The organism is Pseudomonas sp. GM79 (assembly GCF_000282495.1).
Taxonomy (GTDB): domain Bacteria; phylum Pseudomonadota; class Gammaproteobacteria; order Pseudomonadales; family Pseudomonadaceae; genus Aquipseudomonas.
Genome location: NZ_AKJE01000030.1, coordinates 18,294 through 40,131, shown reverse-complemented (window position 1 = coordinate 40,131; position 21,838 = coordinate 18,294). Strand labels below are relative to the sequence as shown.

General features: G+C 59.7%; 20 protein-coding genes and 3 pseudogenes. 12 read left to right on the top strand and 11 right to left on the bottom strand.

Annotated features, from left to right (window positions below; genetic code table 11):
* Positions 1–125: 125 nt before the first annotated feature.
* Together PMI36_RS21175 and PMI36_RS21180 are read right to left on the bottom strand one after the other, a co-directional pair.
* Entirely contained in the window at positions 126–980 is an 855-nt protein-coding gene (locus PMI36_RS21175; protein ID WP_008069697.1) for a MaoC family dehydratase, read from the bottom strand.
* Between the two features lie 2 nt (positions 981–982).
* The gene (locus tag PMI36_RS21180; RefSeq protein WP_008069696.1) at positions 983–2,335 is read right to left on the bottom strand and encodes a 3-oxoacyl-ACP reductase; all 1,353 of its coding nucleotides are present in this window, start codon (positions 2,333–2,335) and stop codon (positions 983–985) included.
* Positions 2,336–2,606: 271 nt separating this feature from the next.
* Between PMI36_RS21180 and PMI36_RS21185 the strand changes: the two genes are divergently transcribed.
* Positions 2,607–3,884, top strand: a complete 1,278-nt coding sequence (locus PMI36_RS21185; RefSeq protein WP_008069695.1) for an acetyl-CoA C-acetyltransferase — start codon at positions 2,607–2,609, stop codon at positions 3,882–3,884.
* Between the two features lie 7 nt (positions 3,885–3,891).
* Here the strand turns inward: PMI36_RS21185 and PMI36_RS21190 are convergent, their stop codons facing one another.
* On the bottom strand, positions 3,892–4,920 hold the full coding sequence (locus PMI36_RS21190; protein WP_008069694.1) for a bile acid:sodium symporter family protein: 1,029 nt from the start codon (positions 4,918–4,920) through the stop codon (positions 3,892–3,894).
* A gap of 83 nt (positions 4,921–5,003) precedes the next feature.
* On the opposite strand from PMI36_RS21190, the gene PMI36_RS21195 reads away from it, so the two are divergent.
* Positions 5,004–5,795, top strand: a complete 792-nt coding sequence (locus PMI36_RS21195) for an AraC family transcriptional regulator (protein WP_008069693.1) — start codon at positions 5,004–5,006, stop codon at positions 5,793–5,795.
* 128 nt (positions 5,796–5,923) lie between these two features.
* On the opposite strand, the gene PMI36_RS32395 is transcribed toward PMI36_RS21195, so the two are convergent.
* Together PMI36_RS32395 and PMI36_RS32390 are read right to left on the bottom strand one after the other, a co-directional pair.
* Positions 5,924–6,652 carry a methyl-accepting chemotaxis protein gene (locus tag PMI36_RS32395; RefSeq protein WP_371917492.1) on the bottom strand — a complete coding sequence of 243 codons (729 nt, stop codon included), beginning with the start codon at positions 6,650–6,652 and terminating at the stop codon, positions 5,924–5,926.
* A gap of 129 nt (positions 6,653–6,781) precedes the next feature.
* Positions 6,782–7,870: pseudogene (locus tag PMI36_RS32390) on the bottom strand (cache domain-containing protein); the annotation flags it as partial.
* Between the two features lie 447 nt (positions 7,871–8,317).
* On the opposite strand from PMI36_RS32390, the gene PMI36_RS21205 reads away from it, so the two are divergent.
* Both PMI36_RS21205 and PMI36_RS21210 read left to right on the top strand, forming a co-directional pair.
* The gene (locus PMI36_RS21205; protein WP_007907116.1) at positions 8,318–9,211 is read left to right on the top strand and encodes a PA4780 family RIO1-like protein kinase; all 894 of its coding nucleotides are present in this window, start codon (positions 8,318–8,320) and stop codon (positions 9,209–9,211) included.
* 254 nt (positions 9,212–9,465) lie between these two features.
* Positions 9,466–10,680, top strand: coding sequence for an MFS transporter (locus PMI36_RS21210; RefSeq protein WP_008069690.1), 1,215 nt, complete (start codon positions 9,466–9,468; stop codon positions 10,678–10,680).
* Here PMI36_RS21210 and cueR read toward each other — a convergent pair.
* The 3 genes from cueR to PMI36_RS21225 all read right to left on the bottom strand — a co-directional run bounded on the left by cueR (position 10,634) and on the right by PMI36_RS21225 (position 14,012).
* Positions 10,634–11,047: a Cu(I)-responsive transcriptional regulator gene (gene cueR / locus PMI36_RS21215; protein WP_007907120.1), complete on the bottom strand. Its 414-nt coding sequence runs from the start codon at positions 11,045–11,047 to the stop codon at positions 10,634–10,636. The genes PMI36_RS21210 and cueR overlap by 47 nt on opposite strands.
* Entirely contained in the window at positions 11,044–13,437 is a 2,394-nt protein-coding gene (locus PMI36_RS21220; protein ID WP_008069689.1) for a heavy metal translocating P-type ATPase, read from the bottom strand. The genes cueR and PMI36_RS21220 overlap by 4 nt, the downstream gene beginning before the upstream one ends.
* A 191-nt stretch (positions 13,438–13,628) precedes the next feature.
* A complete protein-coding gene (locus PMI36_RS21225; protein ID WP_008069688.1) occupies positions 13,629–14,012 on the bottom strand; it encodes a hypothetical protein in 384 nt (127 codons plus the stop codon).
* A 162-nt stretch (positions 14,013–14,174) separates the two neighbouring features.
* Here PMI36_RS21225 and PMI36_RS21230 point away from each other — a divergent pair, with 162 nt between their 5' ends.
* Both PMI36_RS21230 and PMI36_RS21235 read left to right on the top strand, forming a co-directional pair.
* The gene (locus PMI36_RS21230) at positions 14,175–14,372 is read left to right on the top strand and encodes a heavy-metal-associated domain-containing protein (RefSeq protein WP_008069687.1); all 198 of its coding nucleotides are present in this window, start codon (positions 14,175–14,177) and stop codon (positions 14,370–14,372) included.
* A gap of 94 nt (positions 14,373–14,466) precedes the next feature.
* Entirely contained in the window at positions 14,467–15,663 is a 1,197-nt protein-coding gene (locus tag PMI36_RS21235) for a multidrug effflux MFS transporter (RefSeq protein WP_008069686.1), read from the top strand.
* Between the two features lie 8 nt (positions 15,664–15,671).
* Here PMI36_RS21235 and PMI36_RS31680 read toward each other — a convergent pair whose 3' ends face one another.
* Complete coding sequence (locus PMI36_RS31680; protein ID WP_008069684.1) at positions 15,672–15,842, bottom strand: hypothetical protein; 171 nt, start codon at positions 15,840–15,842, stop codon at positions 15,672–15,674.
* A gap of 274 nt (positions 15,843–16,116) precedes the next feature.
* The gene (locus PMI36_RS21240; protein ID WP_008069680.1) at positions 16,117–17,130 is read right to left on the bottom strand and encodes a zinc-binding alcohol dehydrogenase family protein; all 1,014 of its coding nucleotides are present in this window, start codon (positions 17,128–17,130) and stop codon (positions 16,117–16,119) included.
* 117 nt (positions 17,131–17,247) lie between these two features.
* Here PMI36_RS21240 and PMI36_RS21245 point away from each other — a divergent pair, with 117 nt between their 5' ends.
* Positions 17,248–18,177, top strand: coding sequence for a LysR family transcriptional regulator (locus PMI36_RS21245; protein ID WP_008069678.1), 930 nt, complete (start codon positions 17,248–17,250; stop codon positions 18,175–18,177).
* Between the two features lie 32 nt (positions 18,178–18,209).
* On the opposite strand, the pseudogene PMI36_RS0129435 reads toward PMI36_RS21245, so the two are convergent.
* Positions 18,210–18,686: pseudogene (locus PMI36_RS0129435) on the bottom strand (cupin-like domain-containing protein); the annotation flags it as partial.
* A 130-nt stretch (positions 18,687–18,816) separates the two neighbouring features.
* Here PMI36_RS0129435 and PMI36_RS0129430 point away from each other — a divergent pair.
* The 5 genes and pseudogenes from PMI36_RS0129430 to PMI36_RS21255 all read left to right on the top strand — a co-directional run bounded on the left by PMI36_RS0129430 (position 18,817) and on the right by PMI36_RS21255 (position 21,813).
* Positions 18,817–19,041, top strand: coding sequence for a response regulator transcription factor (locus PMI36_RS0129430; RefSeq protein WP_032830208.1), 225 nt, complete (start codon positions 18,817–18,819; stop codon positions 19,039–19,041).
* Positions 19,042–19,501: 460 nt separating this feature from the next.
* Positions 19,502–19,777, top strand: a complete 276-nt coding sequence (locus PMI36_RS32385) for a toxin-activating lysine-acyltransferase (protein ID WP_219734692.1) — start codon at positions 19,502–19,504, stop codon at positions 19,775–19,777.
* A 101-nt stretch (positions 19,778–19,878) separates the two neighbouring features.
* Positions 19,879–20,058, top strand: a complete 180-nt coding sequence (locus PMI36_RS0129425) for a hypothetical protein (protein ID WP_032830206.1) — start codon at positions 19,879–19,881, stop codon at positions 20,056–20,058.
* A gap of 566 nt (positions 20,059–20,624) precedes the next feature.
* Positions 20,625–20,762: pseudogene (locus PMI36_RS31910) on the top strand (LysR family transcriptional regulator); the annotation flags it as partial.
* A gap of 316 nt (positions 20,763–21,078) precedes the next feature.
* Entirely contained in the window at positions 21,079–21,813 is a 735-nt protein-coding gene (locus PMI36_RS21255; RefSeq protein ID WP_008069673.1) for an ArsR/SmtB family transcription factor, read from the top strand.
* Positions 21,814–21,838: the final 25 nt, after the last annotated feature.

The window sequence follows — 21,838 nt, the reverse complement described above, 5'->3', positions numbered from 1 at the left end:
CTCTGCGTGGGAACGCCTCTACGGACGCTCTGCGTTCGGCTCTTGGGACGCGGAGCGTCCCGGGCTGCATTCCCACGCAGAGCGTGGGAACGATCAGACAGTGGAGCCGCGTATGTACCGGATAATCAGGCAACAGGCCGCCACTGCCCCGCCATATGCTCAATCTCCCCCGCCCCCATCAACTGAAAATCCCCGCTGGCCCCCGCCGCACTGGACATCAGCGTCACTTCACTGGGAAGGCGCACCGGTTTCCTGAACTGCACCGCAATCTCGACGTTGGCCGTCGGCAAATGATCGCTCAGGGCTGCCAGCGTACGCGCCTTGTTCCACAGGCCATGGGCGATGGCGCTAGGGAAACCGAAGAGTTTCGCGCTGATCGCACTCAGGTGGATCGGGTTGTAGTCGCCGGACACCTTGGCGTACCGCCGGCCAATGTCTGCAGGCGCTTTCCAGTGGGCCACTTCGGTCAGCGACAGCGTCGATGCAAACGCTTCCTCGACCGGCTCGCCTTCCAGTTTGACGCCGCGACAGAGCATCTGGCTTTCCGCCTCCCACAGCACGCCCAACTGATCGTCGAGCGTCGTCACCAAATCGAACGTCGCCCCCTTGGCATGGGGTTGCAGGTTCTGCACGTTCACGCTGACCCGCACCCGGTGCACACCGCCCATGGGGCGCAATACGCGGATGCGATTGCTCAAGTGAATCAGCCCCAACAGCGGGAACGGAAACGCTTTGGCGGTAAGCAATTGCATCTGCGAGGCAAATGCCAGGATGTGTGGATACGTCGGTGGTAGCAGCCCGTTGTCGGCGAAACCACAGACTTTTCGATAAGCCTCCAGGCGTTTCGGATCGACATTGACCCAGCAGTGATAACCCAGGTCAGGCAGCGTGGTGCCGGTGATTTTGCGGCGCGTTGCCGCCTTCACATACAGCGTTTGCAGGCCCGGTTCGCTATGGAGAGTGTGCCAGTCGGTGGTCATGGTCAGGCTCCCAAAACGCTTTGCCCGCAGACGCGCAACGCCTGCCCGGTAAACGCTCCGGTGCCCGGTTGTGCCAGCCAGGCCACAGCTTCGGCGACGTCTTGCGGCAGGCCGCCCTGGCCCAATGAACTCATGCGCCGCCCGGCTTCGCGCACGCCGAAGGGTAGGTGTGCAGTCATTTGGGTTTCGATGAACCCTGGCGCCACGGCATTGATGCTGATGCCGCGCTCACTCAGCAGCGGCGCCCAGGCCTGGGCCAGGCCGATCAACCCGGCCTTGCTCGCGGCGTAGTTGGTTTGCCCGCGATTGCCGGCGATGCCGCTGATGGACGCCAGCAGGATCACTCGGCCGTTGTCGCGTAAGGTGCCGCTGTCGAGCAACGCCTTGGTCAGTACTTGCGGCGCGTTGAGGTTGACCGCCAGCACCGCGTCCCAGAATTCCGGGGTCATGTTGGCCAGGGTTTTGTCCCGGGTGATGCCTGCGTTGTGGACCACGATGTCGATGCCGTCGGGCAAGTGTTCGATCAGCTGTGTGGCGGCGTCTTCGGCGCAGATATCCAGCGTGATGCCGCGCCCGCCGAGGCGTGCGGCCAGGGCCTCGAGATCGTTCTTGGCCGGTGGCACGTCGAGCAGGATCACCTCGGCACCGTCGCGGGCCAGGGTTTCGGCGATCGAAGCGCCGATGCCGCGCGCCGCGCCCGTCACCAGAGCCTTGCGCCCTGACAAGGGGCGACTCCAGTCCATCACCTGCGCCTCACACGCCTTCAAGCGAATGACTTGTCCGGAAATGAACGCGCTTTTGGGCGAGAGGAAAAACCGCAATGGGCCTTCCAGTTGATCTTCGGCACCTTCGCCGACATAGATCAGCTGCAACGTGCCGCCGCTGCGCAGTTCCTTGGCCAGCGAACGGCTGAAACCTTCCAGGGCGCGTTGGGCACTGGCGGCGAACGGGTCGCTCAAGGTCTCCGGCGCCCGGCCAAGAATTACCAGGTGCGCATGATGATCGAGGTTTTTCATCAGCGGCTGGAAGAACTCGCGCAACTGTTTCAGCTGATCGACCTGCACCAGATCACCGGCGTCGTACACCACGGCTTTGAGTTTCTGGCCGTGGCCGGGAATCCACGCGCTGGCCAGGGTCGGATCGGTGCCGTAGCTGTAAATCGTGTCGGTCAGGCGGTTGGCGAGGGTGCTGACTTTTTCCGCCAACGGGCCACCGCCAATCAACAGCGCCCCCTCGATAGGCCGCAACCGGCCTGCTTGCCAGCGTTCCAGTCGTACCGGTGACGGCAGACCCAGGGCACCGACCACACGATGGCCGATGGACGAATTGGCGAAGTCGATATAGCGGTCAGACATGGATCACGCTCCAGCAGCTGGGGTTAAAAGTGTGGACCAGGAATGGCAATTAGTCGTTCGATCCACGAGATACGGCCTACGCTTGAACATTGCAGGTTGGTTTGGGATTGGGTTTAGCAGGACTTTCAGGAAATGCAGCCCCCTGTGGGAGCGGGCTTGCTCGCGAAAGCGGTGTGTCAGTCAACGGAGATGTTGAATGGGCCGGCCCCTTCGCGAGCAAGCCCGCTCCCACAGGGTTTGGTGTTCATAGTTGATTAAAAGGAGCTTTTTCATGACTCAGCTGCGTCGCGTCGCGATTATCGGTGGTAACCGTATTCCCTTTGCCCGGTCCAACGGGCCGTACGCCACTGCCAGTAACCAGGCGATGTTCACCGCAGCGCTGGAAGGCCTGATCGAGCGCTATAACCTGCACGGTGTGCGCATGGGTGAAGTGGCGGCTGGAGCGCTGCTCAAGTATTTGCGTGATTACGGCCTGACCCGCGAATGCGTGCTCGGCTCGCGGTTGTCGCCTATGACGCCGGCCTATGACATCCAGCAAGCCTGCGGCACGGGGCTGGAGGCGACGTTGTTGGTGGCGAACAAAATCGCCCTGGGTCAGATCGAATGTGGCATTGCCGGCGGCGTCGACACTGCCTCGGACGTACCGATCGGGGTCAACGAAAGCCTGCGCAAGATCCTCCTGCAAGCCAACCGCGCCCGAAGCACCGCCGACAAACTGAAAACCTTCCTGCAACTGCGCCCCCGCCACTTGATGCCCGACTTTCCAAGCATCGGCGAGCCGCGCACCGGCCGGTCGATGGGCGAACACTGTGAAATGATGGCCCAAACCTGGAGCATCCCGCGTGACGAGCAGGATCAGCTGACCCAGCAAAGCCATCAGAAGCTGGCCGCGTCCTACGCCGAAGGTTGGCACAACGATTTGATGACGCCGTTCCTCGGCCTGACCCGGGACAACAACCTGCGCCCGGACCTGACCCTGGAAAAACTGGCCTCACTGAAACCGGCCTTCGAGAAAAGCGCCAAGGGCACCCTGACCGCGGGCAACTCCACGCCACTCACCGATGGCGCGTCGGTGGTGCTGCTGGGCAGTGAGGAATGGGCGAAAGAGCGCGGCTTGCCGATCCTCGCCTATTGGCGTGACGGCGAAGCGGCGGCGGTGGATTTCGTCAACGGTGCCGAAGGCCTGCTGATGGCGCCGGCTTATGCCGTGCCGCGGTTACTGGCGCGCAATGGCCTGACCTTGCAGGACTTCGATTACTACGAAATCCATGAAGCGTTTGCCGCGCAAGTGCTGTGTACGTTGAAGGCCTGGGAAGATCCGGAGTTCTGCAAAACCCGCCTTGGGCTCGACGCACCGCTGGGCTCCATCGACCGCAGCCGGCTCAACGTCAAGGGCAGCTCACTGGCCGCCGGGCATCCGTTTGCCGCCACCGGTGCGCGCATCGTCGCCAACCTGGCGAAGCTGCTGGACGCGGCGGGCAAGGGCCGAGGGTTGATCTCGATCTGCGCCGCGGGCGGTCAGGGCGTGACGGCAATTATCGAGCGCTGATTGCGGATTACTGGGGGTTGAGCAGTGCCGCGCGTTGCTGCGCGGCCAGTTCCCGGTTGCGGTTGGCGTAACCCTCGGCCATCACCGAGCAGACGATCAGCTGCAACGGGTGATAGATCATGATCGGCAGCAGGATCAAGCCAAGGCCGGGGTTGGCACCGAAGATCAGCGCCGCCATCGGTGCGCCGGCCGCCAGGGATTTCTTGCTGGCGCAGAACACCGCGGCAATCTCATCGGCGGGGCTGAACTTCAGCGCGCGAGCGGTGCGGGTGGTCATCCACAGGATGATTGCCAGCAACATCGCACTGCCCAACAGCGCAGTCAGAATCACGCTGTTGCCCTGTTGCTGCCACATCCCCGAGACCATCGAGTTGCAGAACGCCGAGTACACCAGCAGCAGAATCACCAGTTTGTCGGCGATGTTGGTGTAGCGCTTGTGCCGAGCGAAAAACTTGCCCAGGAGCGGCCGCAGCAATTGCCCGAGCACCAGCGGCAATAGCAGCATGGCGCATAAATCGAGCAGGGTTGAGCCCAGATCAATGCCACCCGCGCCGCTGCCGACCACGAAGCTCACCAGCAACGGTGTCAGAAAAATCCCCAGCACGCTGGACAGGCTCGCGTTGAGAATCGCTGCCGGTACGTTGCCGCCCGCGCTACCGGTCAGGGCCACGGACGAGGAAATGGTCGAAGGCAGGGCGCAGAGGTAGAGGAAGCCGAGCATCAGCAGTGATGGAAAGTGCGAGCCCAGCAATTTGTCGCTCAGCAGCCAGATCAACGGAAACACCGCAAAGGTGAAGGCTTGAACCATCACGTGCAGCTTCCAGTTTTTCAGCCCGTGGCTGATTTGCTCACTGGAGAGGTTGACCCCATGGAGGAAGAACACCAGAAACACGCCGACGTTGATCACGTACTCCGCGTGCATCCCGCCGCCAATAGCACCGAAAGTCGGGAAGACATACGCCAGCAGCGTGGCGATCAGCATGCCGCACAAGAACCAGTCGGTGACCACGCGTTTGAGGTGTTTGAAGGCATGCATACCGGCACCGAATACGTTTGTAAGAATTGATGACTTAGCCTAACGTCGGCTCCATCAGCCGTCTTGCGACATAAGGCCAATCAATGCCGACTAACGGACAACTTTCCCTCGAACGCACCATCCCGGCACTGACGGCGTTGCCGCGTCCGTTGTATGCACGAGCGGAAAGTCTGAACGCCGGTTCGTGGACGTCGCCTCATCGTCACGATTGGGTGCAGTTTTCCTACGCCATCAGCGGCGTTCTTGGTGTGCATACCGCCGAAGGCAGTTTCTTTGCGCCGCCACAGTGGGGGATCTGGATTCCGGCGGATCTCGAGCATCAGGTCGTGACGTCGATGCGTGCCGAGATGCGCAGCCTTTACGTGCGCCGCGAGGACTGCCAATGGGCGGAGGGGCGTTGCCGGGTGCTGGAAGTCACGCCATTGGCGCGGGAGCTGATCAAACGCTTTTGCCTGCTTCCCGTGGAATATCCACAGGGCGACAGCCAGGAAGCGCGATTGGTGGGCGTGCTGCTGGATCAGTTGGCGAGTCTGCCTGAGGTGGGGTTTTCCCTGCCGCTGCCCCGGCATGAACGTTTGCTGGGTTTATGCAACGAGCTGATCGACAGCCCTGAGCGCAATGCGACCTTACAAGAATGGGCCGAGCGTTTGGGCTCGTCGGAGAAAACCTTGATGCGCTTGTTCCAGCGTGAAACCGGGTTGAGCTTCCGCGGCTGGCGGCAGCGCATGCGGCTGCTGTCGTCGCTGAGTTTGCTGGAGGAGGGGAACAGCGTGACCAATGCCGCGCTGTCTTGTGGGTATGACTCGACGTCGGCGTTTATTGCGGCGTTCAAGGGGTTGTTCGGGTTTACCCCGGGGGAATTGTTCAAACAGTAACACCACCGGACCAATGTGGGAGCGGGCTTGCTCGCGAAGAGGCCGTCAGATTCAACATCTCTGTTGGCTGATAGTCCGCTTTCGCGAGCAAGCCCGCTCCCACACTGGATCTGCGGTGTTCTTGGATATCAGGTCCTGAACCGTCGAACCAACCCATCCAGCTCATTCGACAACCCAGCCAGGCTCTGCGAGTCCAGTCGCGCCGAGTTCGCCAGTTCCGCCACCAACTGCGCATCGCCATGAATCTGGCTGATGTGGCGATTGATGTCTTCCGCCACTTGATGCTGTTGCTCCGCCGCCGTGGCGATTTGAGTGTTCATGTCGCGAATCACATCCACCGATTCACGAATTTGCCCAAAGCTGCTGCGCGCTTCACCGATGCGGGTCACCGATTGCTGCGACACTTCCAGGCTCGCATGCATCTGCTGCGTCACCTGGCTGGTGCGCTTGGCCAGGTTGCCCAGCAGCCCGTCGATTTCCGCCGTGGAATCGGCCGTCCGTTTGGCCAGGGCGCGAACTTCATCCGCCACTACCGCAAAACCACGACCCTGTTCACCCGCCCGGGCCGCTTCGATGGCGGCGTTCAGGGCCAGCAGGTTGGTCTGTTCAGCGATGGAACGAATGGTCCCGAGGATCGACTGAATGTCGTTGCTATCGCGCTCAAGTTGTTGCATCGACTGCGCCGACTGTTCGATTTCCTGGCTCAAGCGATCAACACTGCTCACTGCGGCATCGATCTGCTGCTGACCTTCGCGCGCCTGGCGCTGGCCGCTGTCGGCCGACTCGGCGGCCTGGCTGCAGGAGCGTGCGACTTCGTTGGCGGTGGCGACCATTTCGTGGAACGCCGTGGACACCATGTCCACCGCTTCACGCTGGCGCCCGGCGGCTTCGGCCATGTCGCTGGACACCTGCGTCGAGCTCTGGGAGGTGGCGAGGATCTTGGTCGCGGCGCCGCCGATGCTTTGAATCAAATTGCGAATCGCCGTCAGAAACTGGTTGAACCAGTTGGCCAATTGAGCCGTTTCGTCGCTGCCACGGATTTGCAGGTTCTTGGTCAGGTCGCCTTCACCTTGGGCGATGCCTTCCAGACCACTGGCCACGCTGCGGATCGGTCGCACGATCAGGCTGGCGAAACTGGCGCCGACGATGGCGAAGAACACCGCCAGTACCGCCGCGATGATCGCGATCAGCCAGGTCAGTTGAGTGGCCGAGCTCATCACGTCGGTCTGCTTGATCAGGCCGATAAAGGTCCAGCCCAGTTGTTCCGACGGCCAGACGTTGGCCATGTAACGCTCGCCATTGAGCTCCACTTCTACCAGCCCTTTGCCGGCCTTGGCGAGTTGCGCGTAACCGTCGCCGAGACTGGTCAGGGCTTTGAAGTTGTTTGCTGGTTGCTTCGGATCGACCAGCACCGTGCCGGTGTTTTCCACCAGCATCAGGTAGCCGGTTTCGCCGAGTTTGATCTGTTTGACGATTTCAGTGAGCTGCTTGAGCGTCACATCAATGCTGACCACGCCGCCGTTGGTGCCCAGTTTGTTGTCGATGGTGCGCACGGTGCTGACGTAAGTCGCGTCATCCTGGGCCCAGTAATAGGCTTCGGTGCGAAATGGTTTGCCGGGTTTGGCCTGCGCGGCCTTGTACCACGGGCGCTGGCGCGGATCGTAATTGCTCAGCTTCGCATCGTCCGGCCAGGACACGTAACCGCCCGCCGCCGTACCGAGGATGGCGTAGGCGTAGGCCGGGTGGCTGTTGCCCAGGTCCTGAAGGAGGGCGAAAACCTTTTTGTCCGACTCGCCTTGGGGAATACTCTCGGCGTTGGCGCTCATGTAGGTCTTGAGGCTGTCGTCGGAGTTCTTGATCAGCGGTTGGGTGGCCAGGTAATCGACGTTCTGGCTGATGCCATCAAAGAACAGCTGCATGGCATTGCTGACCTGACGAATCTCGCGGCCGCTGCCATCGACAAAATTATCCTTGGCATCGCTGCGCAAGTTCAGCACCACGAGGGTGGCGACCAGCACCACGGGCAAGCAGGCGATGATTGCAAACGCCCAGGTCAACTTCTGTTTAATGTTCATCCGCGCTCCAGTTTTTTCTTGTAGGCCCACGCAGTGCAGATGACTCGCGGATTATTGGCAGCCGAAAACGTTTGATACACCCCGATCCTTGAGTGCGCCCTCGTTATCATTGTCGGGGCGATTGTCGGACAATTCCTTTTCTCTCTAATGACTTCGGCTGAGGAACGTGGAAATTGAGGCCTGTTGAGAAAAATCCGGCGAAGGGTAGGGATCTACGTGTCAGATTCTGTCGCAAATGCCCTTGTAGCCCTTCGTCAACAAGTGGCGCAGGCTCAGCTATGATCTTGAGCGGTCGATGAGTTGTGTCTGATTAATCCGGCACATTGTGTGCTTCTTGATGTTCATGGGAACGTTCATAGGTCGGCAACCCCTCCCGCGAATGAGTGGATTGCCGTATAACGAATGACTTTCGCGTGTTTGGTAATAAAGGACCCACAATAAAAGCTGATGAAGACTCCAAAACGCATTGAACCCCTGATCGAGGACGGTCTGGTCGACGAGGTGCTGCGCCCACTCATGAGTGGTAAAGAAGCAGCTGTTTATGTGGTGCGCTGCGGCAACGAGCTGCGTTGTGCCAAGGTCTACAAGGAGGCGAATAAACGCAGTTTTCGTCAGGCGGCCGAGTATCAGGAAGGCCGTAAGGTGCGCAACAGCCGACAGGCTCGAGCGATGGCCAAGGGCTCCAAGTTCGGCAAGAAAGAAACCGAAGACGCCTGGCAGAATGCCGAAGTGGCGGCGTTGTTCCGCCTGGCCGGTGCCGGTGTGCGAGTCCCCAAGCCGTATGACTTCCTCGAAGGCGTGCTGCTGATGGAGCTGGTGGCCGACGAGTACGGCGATGCCGCGCCGCGTCTGAACGATGTGGTGCTGGAGCCGGACCAGGCGCGCGAATATCACGCGTTTCTGATTTCGCAGATCGTGCTGATGCTGTGTACCGGCCTGGTGCACGGTGACCTGTCCGAGTTCAACGTGCTGCTGACGCCAACCGGCCCGGTCATCATCGACTTGCCTCAAGCGGTGGATGCGGCGGGCAACAACCACGCGTTCAACATGCTGGAACGGGACGTGGGCAACATGGCGTCGTACTTCGGTCGCTTTGCACCGGAGTTGAAACGCACCAAGTACGCCAAGGAAATGTGGGCGTTGTATGAAGCCGGCACCTTGCACCCGGCCAGTGTGTTGACCGGCGAGTTCGACGAGCCGGAAGAGCTGGCGGACGTCGGCGGGATCATGCGCGAGATCGAGGCGGCCCGTCTCGATGAAGAGCGCAAGCAAGCGATCCGCGCAGCGGACGACGCGCCACCGAGCAAAGCCGAAGAACCGCCTCCGCCCTGGATGCAGTGATCGGTTGACCCAAAACCCGGCTTCGGCCGGGTTTTTTGTTCAGTGGATCATCGAATACCAAAACTTGGCGAAGATCCAATGTGGGAGCGGGCTTGCTCGCGAAGGCGGCGTGTCAGTCAACGGTGATGTCGACTGACACGCCGCCTTCGCGAGCAAGCCCGCTCCCACAGTAGATTGTTGGTGTAAGTGAAGCCGTGTTCACACCACGCCCTTACACCAGCGATCTTCGAACCCCCCACACTCAAGGACTGAATGTGAACTCCACCCGCAATGCCCAACTGATCATCGCCGCCCGGCTGATTTCGGACTTCGGCGCTTTCCTCAACATGGTTGCCCTGGCCACCTACGTCTACCTGCTCAGCAACAGCGCCATGAGCGTCGGGATCTTCCTCGCCAGCCGTGTAGCCGGGGGGATCTTTGCCAGTTTGATCGGCACCCGGTTCTATCGCCGCTGGGCCGGGCGACTGCCGCTGATTGCCTTCGACCTGCTGCGCGCCGGTTTGCTGGGCCTGCTGCTAGTGTTGCCGGTCACTCAACAAGCGCTGCTGCTACCGCTGATCGCGTTCGGTTTGGGGTTCGGCAATTCGATGTTCGCCATTGGCCTCAACAGCCAATTACCGCACATGATCGATAAGGCGCAGTTGCTCAAGACCAACGCCTGGATGACCTCGGCATCATCTGCGGCGATGGTCGGCGGGAGTCTGGTGGCAGGGTTGTTGGTGGCGGGGTTTGGCTTTGAAACGGTGTTTGCCCTGAACGTGGCCACTTACCTGTTGGCGGCGTTGTTGATTGTGCCGCTGCGGTTTCCCAGACCTGCACCCAGCGATGAACCCCATCACCAACAAGGCGAATGGTCAGCCCTGCGTCAGGGTTTACGCACAGCGCCGGTGCTGGCGGCGATGCTTGCCGTCGCGATGGCCGACACTTTGGGCAGCGCCGCACACAACGTCGGCTTCCCGATCATTTCAAAACTGCTGACACCCGAGTCGGCCAGCACCACCCTGGGCCTGATGCTGGCGGTCTGGGCCAGCGGGAAATTCATTGGAGCGCGAATCGCCAGTCGCCTGAAAGGTACGGACAACGTTCATCTGGAACGGCGATTTTTCTTTGGCGTGTTGCTGATGTCCTGCGGCTTCATCCTGATGTTTCAGCAGCAAACGCTTTACGGCTTGCTGCTGTTTTCATTGCCCGCAGGCTTGGGCGACGGGTTCTCGGAAGTTGGCCTGATGTCGCGCCTGCAACGTGAACCGGACAACCTGCGCCTGCCGATTTTCAGCTTTTTGACGCTGCTGCAAATGACCGGGTTCGGCATCGGCATGTTGATCGCCGCGCCGTTCTATTCGTGGTGGACGCCCGGCGCAGTGGTGTTGTTGTTTCACGGCATTCCCCTCACCACGTTGCTGGTGGTGAAGGGGTTGGCGCTCAGGAATGGGCGGGTTCGGCGCAGCAGCCCGACGCCAGCTCCTTGAGGATCGGGCAGTCCGGGCGGTGGTCGCCGTGGCAATGCTCTACCAGGTCTTGCAGGGTGTCGCGCAGTTGGCCGAGTTCGCGAATCTTCTGGTTCAGCTCGTCGATGTGCTGACGGGCCAGCGCCTTCACATCAGCGCTGGCTCGCTGACGGTCCTGCCAGAGGGTCAGCAGTTTGCCGACCTCTTCCAGCGAGAAACCCAAATCCCGAGAACGCTTGATGAACGCCAGAGTATGCAGATCGTCGTCGCCATAGACCCGATAGCCGCTGTCGGTACGATGGGCAGCCTTGAGCAGGCCGATGGATTCGTAATAACGGATCATCTTTGCGCTCAGACCGCTCTGGCGGGCCGCTTGGCCAATGTTCATCGGTGATCCTCCAGGTCTTTGGGTTTCCAGGTTTTCAACAGTAACGCATTGCTGACCACGCTGACGCTCGAGAGCGCCATGGCTGCGCCGGCCAGCACCGGGTTGAGGAAGCCGAACGCCGCCAGTGGCAGGCCGATCAGGTTATAGACGAAGGCCCAGAACAGGTTTTGGCGAATCTTCGCGTAGGTCTTGCGGCTGATCTCCAGCGCCGCCGGCACCAGCCGTGGATCGCCGCGCATCAGGGTGATCCCTGCCGCGTGCATGGCGACGTCGGTGCCGCCACCCATGGCGATGCCGATGTCTGCCGCGGCAAGGGCCGGTGCGTCGTTGATGCCGTCGCCGACCATTGCCACCACACCGGTTTTTTTCAGTGCGGCGACGGTGGCGGCTTTGTCCGCCGGCAATACTTCGGCGTGGACATCGCTGATGCCCAGCGCCTCGGCGACCACCTTGGCGCTGCCGCGGTTATCGCCGGTCAGCAAGTGGCTGCTAATGTTCCGTGCGCTTAAGCGTTGCACCGCTTGCAAGGCGCCGGGTTTGAGCGTGTCACCGAAGGCGAACAGGCCGAGCACCCGTGGCTCGGGGCTTTGTGCGATCAGCCAGGACAGGGTCCGGCCTTCGGTTTCCCAGGCCGTTGCGGAGTCAGCCAATGGTCCGGCGCTCAGGCCGCTCTCTTCCAGCAGGCGCCGATTGCCCAAAGCCAGTCGCCGACCATCGAGATTGCCGGCAATGCCGCGCCCGGTCAGCGATTGACTGTCGCTGACATCAGCCACGGTCAGGCCGCGCTCGGTGCAGGCATCCAGCACAGCCTTGGCCAACGGGTGTTCACTGCCGCGTTGCAGCGCACCAGCCATTTGCAGCAAGGCGGCTTCGTCACCTTCGATGGCACTCAGATGCGCGATGCGCGGTGTGCCCGAAGTCAGCGTGCCGGTCTTGTCGAACACCACGGCGCTGACTTCATGAGCGCGCTCCAAGGCTTCGGCGTCCTTGATCAGAATCCCGTAGCGCGCCGCTACACCCGTGCCGGCCATGATTGCCGTCGGCGTGGCCAGTCCGAGTGCGCAAGGGCAGGCGATCACCAACACTGCGACGGCGTTGATTAACGCGGTTTCCAGAGGCGCGCCGTACAGCCACCAACCGAGCAGGGTCGCCAGCGCGATCAGCAGAACCACAGGCACGAACACCTGGCTGACTTTATCCACCAGTTTCTGTATCGGCGCTTTCGCCGCCTGCGCGTCTTCGACCAGGCGGATGATCCGTGCCAGTACGGTTTCTGCGCCGAGCGCCAAGGTCTGAACCAGCAGCCGACCTTCGCCATTGATGGCACCGCCGGTGACCTTGTCACCCGGCTGTTTTGGCACCGGCAGGCTCTCGCCGCTGATCAGTGCTTCATCGGCGTGGCTCTGGCCTTCCACAACGATGCCATCCACCGGGAAGCGTTCGCCGGGTTTGACCATGACCAGATCGTTGAGGCGCAAAGCGCTGATCGCAACCTCCTGCTCACGGCCATCAATCACCTGAATGGCTCGCTCCGGACGCAAAGCTTCGAGGGCGCGGATGGCGCTGGCAGTCTGGCGCTTGGCGCGGCTTTCCAGGTATTTGCCCAGCAATACCAAGGCGATCACCACCGCCGAGGCTTCGAAATACAGGTGCGGCAGGCGACCGACAGCGGTGGCCCACTCGTAAACGCTCAAGCCGTATCCGGCGCTGGTGCCCAGGGCCACCAGCAAATCCATGTTGCCGGCACCGGCGCGCACGGCTTTCCACGCAGCGACATAGAAGCGTGCGCCGAAGACGAACTGCACCGGGGTGGCCAACGCAAACTGCACCCACGCCGGGAGCATCCAGTGCACGCCGAAAGGTTGCAGCACCATCGGCAGCACCAGCGGCAAAGCGAGGGCGATGGCCGCCAGCAAGGCCCAGCGTTCGCGATGCAGGCGTTGCTGTTGAACGTTGGCTTGCGGGTGTTCGACTTCCCAGACGCTGGCGGAGTAACCGGCTTTGGTCACGGCGTCGATCAGGGTTTGCGGATCGACCTGGCCGAGCAGTTCGAGGTGCGCACGTTCGTTGGCCAGGTTAACGCTGACACTCTTCACGCTCGGCACCTTGGTCAGCGCCCGTTCGACGCGGCCGACGCAGGACGCGCAAGTCATGCCGTCGATGCTCAATTCCAGGGTCTGCTGTGGCACGCTGTAACCGGCCTGCTGCACCGCGTCCATCAAGGCAGGCAGGCTATCACTGGGCGCTTGAACCCGAGCCTGTTCGGTGGCCAGATTGACGCTGACGGCCGTGGCGCCGATGACTTTGCTCAAGGCTCGCTCGACACGTCCGGCGCAACTGGCGCAGGTCATGCCGGCAATCGGCAGATCGAAGGTGGTAGATTCGGACATCGGTCACGCTCCCTGTAGAAATTACCTACAGGATCAACCTTGCCATGCTGGCAAGGTCAAGCGCCACTCTGAAAATCGCCGCAGGTCTAATGTGGGAGCGGGCTTGCTCGCGAAAGCGGTATGCCAGTCGACATCATCGTTGACTGACACGCCGCCTTCGCGAGCAAGCCCGCTCCCACATTGGTTTTGCGTCAATACTCGAGGGCGGCAGGCTTGAGGTACATCCCTTCCTGCGTCATTGCAATCCGGAACTTCAACACATCCCCGGCCTTGAGCGTGATGTTCTGCGAACCCGGCGCGAGCATGCCCGGGTTGCAACCCGGCACCTGGCCCGGCAGCAGTTTGAGGCGCAGGGACACATTGCCCGGCGGCAGGTTGAACGAGGTGCTCTGTTCCTGGAACAGTCGCGCCGATAGCTGATCCTGGATGTACACGCCGATCTCGCAGGAAGTCGAAACCTCCAGGCGCTCGCGGGAAATGATCAGCACGCCATAATCCTCCCCGGCGGCTTGAACCGAAGGTGTCGCGGCAAATAGGCTGAGGAAGCCAAACAGGCTGAGAGCTGACCAGCGCATGGCTGAAATCTCCTGATGTCGAGTCATAGATGGACGCAGCTTGGCCGAGCGTGGCGCCGATTGCCAGCCCGGCAGCTTGCTTCAGAACTTGACCTTGCCATGGTGGCAAGCTCGAGACTGCCTGCACCCCTCATTAAAGGGTTTCATTCCAGGAGTTGTCCCATGCAAGTGTTCAATGTTGAAGGCATGTCTTGCGGTCACTGCGTCAAGGCCATCACTCAGGCGCTGCAAGCCAAGGATCCCGCGGCCAGTGTGCGCATTGATCTGGCGGCAAAAGAAGTCGGCGTTGAAAGCGCACTGACGGCCGATCAGGTGATCGCCGCGATCAGCGAAGAGGGCTATGGCGTCAAATTGGCCTGAGTTTTTTAATAGTTAGCGACCTAACGGAATGTTCAAGGCGTCCACGCAAGGCTAGACTGTCGGCCTGCCGATCCCTGTCTAATCTGGACGCCTGATGAACTTTCGCACAATCCTGATTCTCGGCGCCTTGAGCGCTTTCGGTCCGCTGGCGATCGATTTCTATCTGCCGGCATTTCCGGCGATGGCGCTCGCTTTCGGCACCGACGAAAAACACGTTCAACTGACCCTGGCGGCCTATTTCCTCGGCCTGTCCATTGGTCAACTGGCGTACGGCCCGGTGGCCGATCGCTTTGGGCGACGCATTCCCTTGCTGACAGGTGTCGGCTTGTTCACCGCCGCTTCATTGGCCTGTGCTTATGCGCCGACGCTGGAATGGCTGATTGGTGCACGTTTCGTCCAGGCGCTGGGCGGGTGCGCGGGCATGGTGATTTCGCGGGCGGTGGTCAGCGATAAATGCGATGCGGTGGGTTCGGCGAAGGTCTTTTCGCAGTTGATGCTGGTGATGGGCCTGGCGCCGATTCTTGCGCCAATGCTGGGCGGGTTGCTGGTCAACACGACGGGCTGGCAATCGATCTTTCTGGCGCTGACCGGTTTCAGTGCACTGGCAGGGTTGGCGGTGGCTCTCGGGTTGCCGGAAAGTCTGCCGGCCCATGTGCCGCGCCAACCGTTGTCGGGCGCGCTGCGTCAGTACGGTCGGTTACTGGCGGACCCGATCTTCCTCGGCCATGCCCTGACCGGCGGTGTCGCCATCGCCGGAATGTTTGCCTACATCGCCGGTTCACCGTTCGTCTTCATCAAGCTCTATGGCGTGCCGGCCGAGCATTTTGGCTGGCTGTTTGGAATTAACGCGGCGGGTTTCATTCTGGTGGCCCAGGTCAATGCCCGGATGCTGGCCAAGCGTGGTCCGGCTTTTTTACTGGCGCGTACTGTCTGGTTCTATCTGGCGGGCGGCCTGGCCCTGTTGGCGGTCAGCGCGTTGCACACCGAACAGTTGTGGCCGTTGCTGATTCCGCTTTTCCTCTGCATCGCCAGCCTGGGTTGTATTGTGCCTAACGCGTCGGCCTGCGCTATGAACGGGCAGGGCGCGCGGGCGGGCAGTGCCTCGGCGATGCTCGGTTGCCTGCAGTTCAGCGTTGCCGCCGGGGCCGCAGCATTGGTGGGTGTTTTACACGATGGCAGCGCCATGCCCATGGCCATGGTCATCAGCCTGTGCGGGATTCTGGTGGTGAGCGCGGCGACGCTCACCCGGCGTTTGCAAAATGCCCGGGCGCTGACGCAAGCCCAGGTCTGAGGACGGACTCAGCCAGCAGCGCGATGCTGACGGTCGGGAATCTGATGGGGCGCGTGCAAGCGCGCTTCAAGCGTTTTAGTGAAGGCCAGGGCTTCGGCCTCACTGCGGAACGTCACAGCGTGTTGATCCAGGTGGACCTGCCAGCGGGATGTTGCCACTTCTTTTATCAGGATCTTCATTGCTGAACTCCTATCGTAAAAGACGTCTCGTAAAAGACATCACATAAATGATTGTTCGCAGAGTTTTCGATTGTAGACCCGAATACGATCGCAATTGTGACAACGGTCAATTCTCTGACTGACGGCAAAAATTCGCCGGCTCCTACAAGACCGAAACATCCGGGATGTACGCCGATCCACGTAGGAGCTGCCGAAGGCGGCGATCTTTTGATTTTGCTTTTAAAACACAAGATCAAAAGATCGCAGCCTCCGGCAGTTCCTACAAAGGCTGCGATCAGAACCCTTCAAGCACAATTTTGCCCTTGGACTTGCCGCTCTCCAGCAGAGCATGGGCACGCCGCAGGTTGGCCGCGTTGATGGTCCCGAAGTGCTCGCCGACCGTGGTTTTCAGCGTGCCCGCATCGATCAGCCCGGCGACGCGGTTGAGCAGGTTGTGCTGCTCGATCATGTCTGCGGTTTCGAACAGCGAGCGGGTGTACATGAACTCCCAGTGCAGCGACAGGCTCTTGCGCTTGAGCTTGGTCACGTCCAGCGACTTCGGATCATCGATCAGCGCCAGTTTGCCTTGCGGCGCCAAAGCCTCTACCAATTGATCCAGATGTTGATCGGTCTGGGTCAGGCTGGCGACGTGGGTCACCTGCTCGAACCCGGCACGTTTGAGTTCTTCGCCCAGCGGCTGGCTATGATCGATCACCTGATCGGCGCCCAGGTCACGCACCCAGCTCTGGGTTTGTGCACGGGAAGCGGTGCCGATGACCTTCAAGCCGGTGAGCTGGCTGGCCAATTGCGTGAGGATCGAACCCACTCCGCCAGCGGCACCGACGATCAGCAGGCTCTGGCCTTCATCGGTTTTGCCTTCGCGCACTTGCAGGCGTTCGAACAGCAATTCCCACGCGGTAATGGCGGTCAGCGGCAGGGCGGCAGCTTCGGCGAAACCGAGGGTTCTCGGCATATGGCCGACGATTCGCTCGTCCACCACATGCAACTCGCTATTGCCGCCGGCACGGGCGATGGAGCCGGCGTAGAACACTTTGTCGCCGGCCTTGAACAAGGTCACTTCGCTGCCGACGGCCTTGACCACACCGGCCACGTCCCAGCCCAGCACCTTTGCCGCGCCGCCTTCCGGCTGGACGTTCTGGCGAACCTTGGTATCCACCGGGTTGACCGAGATGGCTTTGACCTCCACCAACAGGTCGCGCGGGCCGGCGACCGGTTCTGGCAGTTCGATGTCTTGCAGGGATTTTTCGTCGCTGATGGGCAGGGAGGTGTAGTAGGCAATGGCTTTCATGTGGGCTCTTGGGAGGGAATGATTTCGATGGGACAGATGATTGGTTATTTCCCGGCAAGATAAAACCCGCTAAAAGAGCAGTCTCTTTCAATATTTTTTTGATAATCAGGGCTGAAGATGTTGCGTTTCGATGACTTGCAGTTGTTCGTTCGGGCCGCGGACCTGGGCAGTCTGTCGGCGGCGGCGCGGGTGATGGATATGTCGGCGGCGGTGGCCAGTGCGGCGTTGAAGCGCATCGAACAACAACTCGGTGCCCGCTTGCTCGCCCGTTCTACCCGCAGCCTGCGCCTGACCGCCGAAGGCGAAGGTTTTCTGGAATACGCCCGGGCAGCCTTGAGCAATCTCGATGAGGGCCGCCGCTTGCTGGCCAGCGGGCAGGATCAGGTCAGCGGCATTTTGCAGCTGTCGGCGCCTTCGGATTTCGGTCGCAACCTGCTGTTGCCATGGCTCGATGAGTTTCAGCGCGAGCATCCGAAACTCACGGTACGGTTGCTGCTGGGTGACCGCATCGCCGACTTGTTTCGCCAACCGGTGGACATTGCCCTGCGGTATGGCGAGCCGGAAGACTCGAGCCTGGTGGCGTTGCCCATCGCCCCGCAGAACCGTCGTGTACTCTGCGCGGCGCCGAGTTACCTGGCCCGGCATGGCGAACCTCGGTATCTGGAGCAATTGGCTCAGCACAATTGCCTGTTATTCATGCTCGGTAGTCGGGTTCACGATCACTGGAGTTTCCACGATGGCAAACGCGAAGTGAGCCTGACGGTCAGTGGCGATCGCTTCAGTGACGACGCCGATGTTGTGCGTCTGTGGGCCGTCGCGGGGACGGGGATTGCGTATAAGTCCTGGCTCGATGTCGCCGCCGATGTGCTGGCCGGTCGGCTGAAAGTGCTGATGCCGGAGCTGCTCTGTGAGCGTGCACCGCTGAATTTGCTGTGCGCCCATCGCGCACAATTGAGTAAGCCGGTGAACCTTTTGCGGGAAATGCTTGCCAGCCGATGCGCTCGAATAAGCAGTCAATTTCCGACGAAATCGGATGTCGATCATTAGTCGCAGACACGCCAAATGAGTACGAGAGATGCTTAATCCCCCAGCAATGCATAGGTCTCGCTACGAATGGCGTCCACCCAAAAGTTTATTGAGAGTGACAAGCTCAGCGAGCTGACCTCGTGGTACCAGCCCTCGGGTAAATACAACATATCGCCAGGTCGTAGTTGAAGGTGAAAGAATTTCACCTGCCTCGCCTTAGGAAACCTGTCGAAGTCCGGAGAGGACGGGTTGAAGTCACAGCCCTCCAGCCCGCCCTGGGGTGAAGTTGACCAACTGCCTAATGCTTCGCGGTGGTGCGGCGCGGCTAGCAGTATCGCCTTTTCACCCCAAACTTGAGCAAAAAGGTTGTCGGAGTCGTCACGATGAAGTGGGGTTAGCGTACCTTTCGGGCCCAACCAGAAGCGTGGGGGAAGATATAGGCGCCTTTTGAAGTAATCGGGGAACCTGATCAATTCGCGTGCTGATCCGTTGCGGAGATTCCTGTGGGCTCCGCCAGGCCTTCGAGGCTCGCTCTGGGGTGGACGGGTAAATTTCTTGCCTGGCTATTCGTATCACCCCAGCTATCTCGCATTACATGGCTGTAGGAACAGCATGGCCGGTGACCGGGAATTGATTGTGCAAACGTTGCCTGAATGACGAATGGAGCAGTACTTGAGAATTACCAGAAGAGAGCGCGAAGTTATACTGTCACTAGTAAATGGATTGACTAATAAACAAATCGCTCAGCAACTGGGTATCAGTAAATATACAATCAGGGATCACCTTTCATCCATATTTGAAAAAATGGATGTCACAAGTCGTATCGAGCTAGCCGTTTTGGTTGTTGGAATGAAAGAAAACCTCTGGTGTGCTATTTCGAAATAAACGTCGTCGCGAGGTAGTCATAGTCTTCTAATTTTTTTATCAAGAAGCACTTATATTGAAGATGGCTATGTTCTGATATTAAGCACTAGCGACAATAAGCAGCTGGGCGTTGTTTGTTGTTGCGTGAAGTTGTGCTGAGCGCCACACCTACAGGTGTAGGGTGGTGTTTTGCTGCTATTTCCTCTAGGGTTGTGGATAGCAATTACCACCTTGCCGTTGGAGTGGTTTTTATTGGGCGAGGTACCGGCCCTTGGATCGAAGGGTGCAACATTGTTTACTTAAACGATTCGATAGCAGGCAAGCAACGTTCAGGCGACATACTCCGAGATTATAGTTATATGGTGAAGTCCGCATCGGAGCGCCATCGTGACTTGCCATTGAAAACCTTTAAGGCCGAGCGCTATGGAGGAGATGGTTTAATAGGACAGCCACCCCTATAGGTTATGTCACCTAGGCACATCTGGCGGATGATGTCGAACACCGTTTGATAACGGACCCGGACTTTCTGCTTCATCCGGCCGAGTGGAATGAGGGTGGGCGTACTTGGATCATTGATTACTGCTTTCCTTATGGTGGGAGTAAGGAGTCTTTCCATCAGCTAAAGGATATTTTTCGAGCGCAGGGTATTGAACAGGTCTCTTGGGTGCGCAGGAACGCAGATTATTCAGTCAGAAAAAAAGTGCGGTGCAGGCTGCGAGAGTCAGTGGCACCGTATCGGGAAGGATTATATGACTGATGTAATGAGCCAGTTGGTCTGGCCAGAATTAGCGTCACCGCTATGTGCGAAACGATGCCAGTAAAAACAGTTGTGCGACCGCATACCGTTAAATGAGAAGGATGAATATATTGAAAGGCTTTGTCGTGTTTTTAATTGCAATTTTAATTGGGGTTGCAGTTGGTACAATTGCCGAGTATTGGGAGGTGAATAAATACATCAAGTATGTGTTGATGGCTGCGATTATAACTATTTTTCTTCGGTTGTTGGGCTATAAAAATGGGGGTGGTCGACAAGTTTGAATTGTGCAGTATGAAATTCAATTGAATTGGTACTAACTAAGGAAGCAAGATGAGAAATTTAACGGACAAAGAATTGCTGATGGTTTCCGGCGCAGGATCGGGGATGACTGTATCGCCAGAGACCGTGGGTGGCGCAGTCGGGGGGACGATCGGGGGTATGGCAGGCGGGCTAATCGGAGGAGGAGTCGGCGTTATCGTAGGCGGCGCGATAGGTAACTCTCTGGCAAACGGAACGCGTGACCCAGGCTCGGTGAGCACCAGTGGTATTCCTTGGGGAGCTTCGATGGGCGGCCCTTACCAGCCCGTGCAGAAGGAGAGCTGACCAAGCGCGCCCATTTGCGTGCCCGCAAGCTGGATTCAACGGGTCGCGGCGAACGCGGCCCATTGGTTCCGTCCGTCTGTCCCATCCCGATGAGCTGATCCTGCCCGTTGACCAGCAGGCGGCGGCCCTCATCGAGATTGCTCAAGGCTGCCCCGGGCGTATTCCAGAAAGCCTCGCCTTCAGCGGTCAGGCGCAGGCTACGGGTAGGACGGGCGAGCAAGCGCGCCGAGTTGCTGTTCGATACGAGCGCCTACCGCTGAATTTGCTGTGCGCCCATCGCGCACAATTGAGTAAGCCGGTGAACCTTTTGCGGGAAATGCTTGCCAGCCGATGCGCTCACATAAGCAGTCAATTTCCGACGAAATCGGATGTCGATCATTAGTCGCAGGTAAATAGCGAAATTTCTGTCAGCAACTATCACCACCAATGGATTCCCAAGGGCAGGAACCAGCGGTTAACCCGCTTATACTAGCGCCCGCCTCATGTACGCACCGTCGACCTCGCAATGGCGAGTCCAGGTTCGATTCGGTCATACCCGATGGTCATCACCGGACCTTCGTTGCACCCACGAAGCAATGGCTTGGGTGAGTGGGTGGCTTTGCCCGGTCCATGGCGGTTTTCGCGTCTTGGCCGACGACACATTACTGGTCAAGATGTCTCTGAGCAGTAGACGAAACGATTCAACAGGGAGTGAATACATGGAACATGCACCTTGCATCAGCCAGATCGCCACATTACTGGCTGACCCCAAGCGCAGCGCAATGATGTGGGCCTTGATGGACGGCTCGGCGCGACAAACCGAAGAGCTGGCGTTGCTGGCCGGCCTGTCGCCGTCTTCGGCCAGTGCGCATTTAGGGCGTCTGTCCGCCGGAGGTCTGTTGAAGGTCGAAACCCGTGGCCGCAAACGGTTTTTCCGGCTTGCCGCGCCCGAAGTCGGCGCCGCGATAGAGGCCCTGGCCAGCGCGACCCTGGCCAGCGCGCCTCGGGACATTCCAGAGGTTTTCAAACGCACGAGCCCTATCGCCAAACCTCAGGCGGCGCCTTCGTCATTGCTGCGGGCCAGGCTCTGCGACGACCATCTGGGCGGCACCTTGGCCGCCGACCTCTACCAGCGCCTGCTGGATGCGGGCTGGATCGAGCAATTCGATCAGCGGGTCATGATCACTCACAAGGGCGCCACACAATTGGCAACACGCGGTGTGTTCATCCAGGCGCTGGCTCATCGCAACAGCAGAGTCGCCTGCGCTTGCCCGGACTGGAGCGAAAGACGCCCGCACATGGGCGGTTCATTGGGCGCGGCGTTGTTGCAGCTGTTCATGCAATCGGGCTGGTTGAGCCTGCCCAACGATTCGCGAGCGTTGCAGATCACCGCTTTGGGGCAACAGGAAATCCATCGCTTCGCCAAGGAAACCGAACTGGAAATGGCGCTTTAGAGCCGTTGAGGTGCGACGTCCGGGA

Bases quoted from the DNA above. Each gene is read 5' to 3' on its own strand.
- PMI36_RS21225 (WP_008069688.1), bottom strand. From the start codon at position 14,012: ATGCGCTGGTCAGCTCTCAGCCTGTTTGGCTTCCTCAGCCTATTTGCC.
- PMI36_RS21175 (WP_008069697.1), bottom strand. From the start codon at position 980: ATGACCACCGACTGGCACACTCTCCATAGCGAACCGGGCCTGCAAACG.
- PMI36_RS21255 (WP_008069673.1), top strand. From the start codon at position 21,079: ATGGAACATGCACCTTGCATCAGCCAGATCGCCACATTACTGGCTGAC.
- PMI36_RS32395 (WP_371917492.1), bottom strand. From the start codon at position 6,652: ATGGTGTCCACGGCGTTCCACGAAATGGTCGCCACCGCCAACGAAGTC.
- PMI36_RS31680 (WP_008069684.1), bottom strand. From the start codon at position 15,842: ATGAAGATCCTGATAAAAGAAGTGGCAACATCCCGCTGGCAGGTCCAC.
- PMI36_RS0129425 (WP_032830206.1), top strand. From the start codon at position 19,879: ATGAATATATTGAAAGGCTTTGTCGTGTTTTTAATTGCAATTTTAATT.
- PMI36_RS21245 (WP_008069678.1), top strand. From the start codon at position 17,248: ATGTTGCGTTTCGATGACTTGCAGTTGTTCGTTCGGGCCGCGGACCTG.
- PMI36_RS21240 (WP_008069680.1), bottom strand. From the start codon at position 17,130: ATGAAAGCCATTGCCTACTACACCTCCCTGCCCATCAGCGACGAAAAA.
- PMI36_RS21185 (WP_008069695.1), top strand. From the start codon at position 2,607: ATGACTCAGCTGCGTCGCGTCGCGATTATCGGTGGTAACCGTATTCCC.
- PMI36_RS21220 (WP_008069689.1), bottom strand. From the start codon at position 13,437: ATGTCCGAATCTACCACCTTCGATCTGCCGATTGCCGGCATGACCTGC.
- PMI36_RS21195 (WP_008069693.1), top strand. From the start codon at position 5,004: ATGCCGACTAACGGACAACTTTCCCTCGAACGCACCATCCCGGCACTG.
- PMI36_RS0129430 (WP_032830208.1), top strand. From the start codon at position 18,817: ATGGAGCAGTACTTGAGAATTACCAGAAGAGAGCGCGAAGTTATACTG.
- PMI36_RS21235 (WP_008069686.1), top strand. From the start codon at position 14,467: ATGAACTTTCGCACAATCCTGATTCTCGGCGCCTTGAGCGCTTTCGGT.
- PMI36_RS21180 (WP_008069696.1), bottom strand. From the start codon at position 2,335: ATGTCTGACCGCTATATCGACTTCGCCAATTCGTCCATCGGCCATCGT.
- cueR (WP_007907120.1), bottom strand. From the start codon at position 11,047: ATGAACATTGGCCAAGCGGCCCGCCAGAGCGGTCTGAGCGCAAAGATG.
- PMI36_RS21190 (WP_008069694.1), bottom strand. From the start codon at position 4,920: ATGCATGCCTTCAAACACCTCAAACGCGTGGTCACCGACTGGTTCTTG.
- PMI36_RS21205 (WP_007907116.1), top strand. From the start codon at position 8,318: ATGAAGACTCCAAAACGCATTGAACCCCTGATCGAGGACGGTCTGGTC.
- PMI36_RS21230 (WP_008069687.1), top strand. From the start codon at position 14,175: ATGCAAGTGTTCAATGTTGAAGGCATGTCTTGCGGTCACTGCGTCAAG.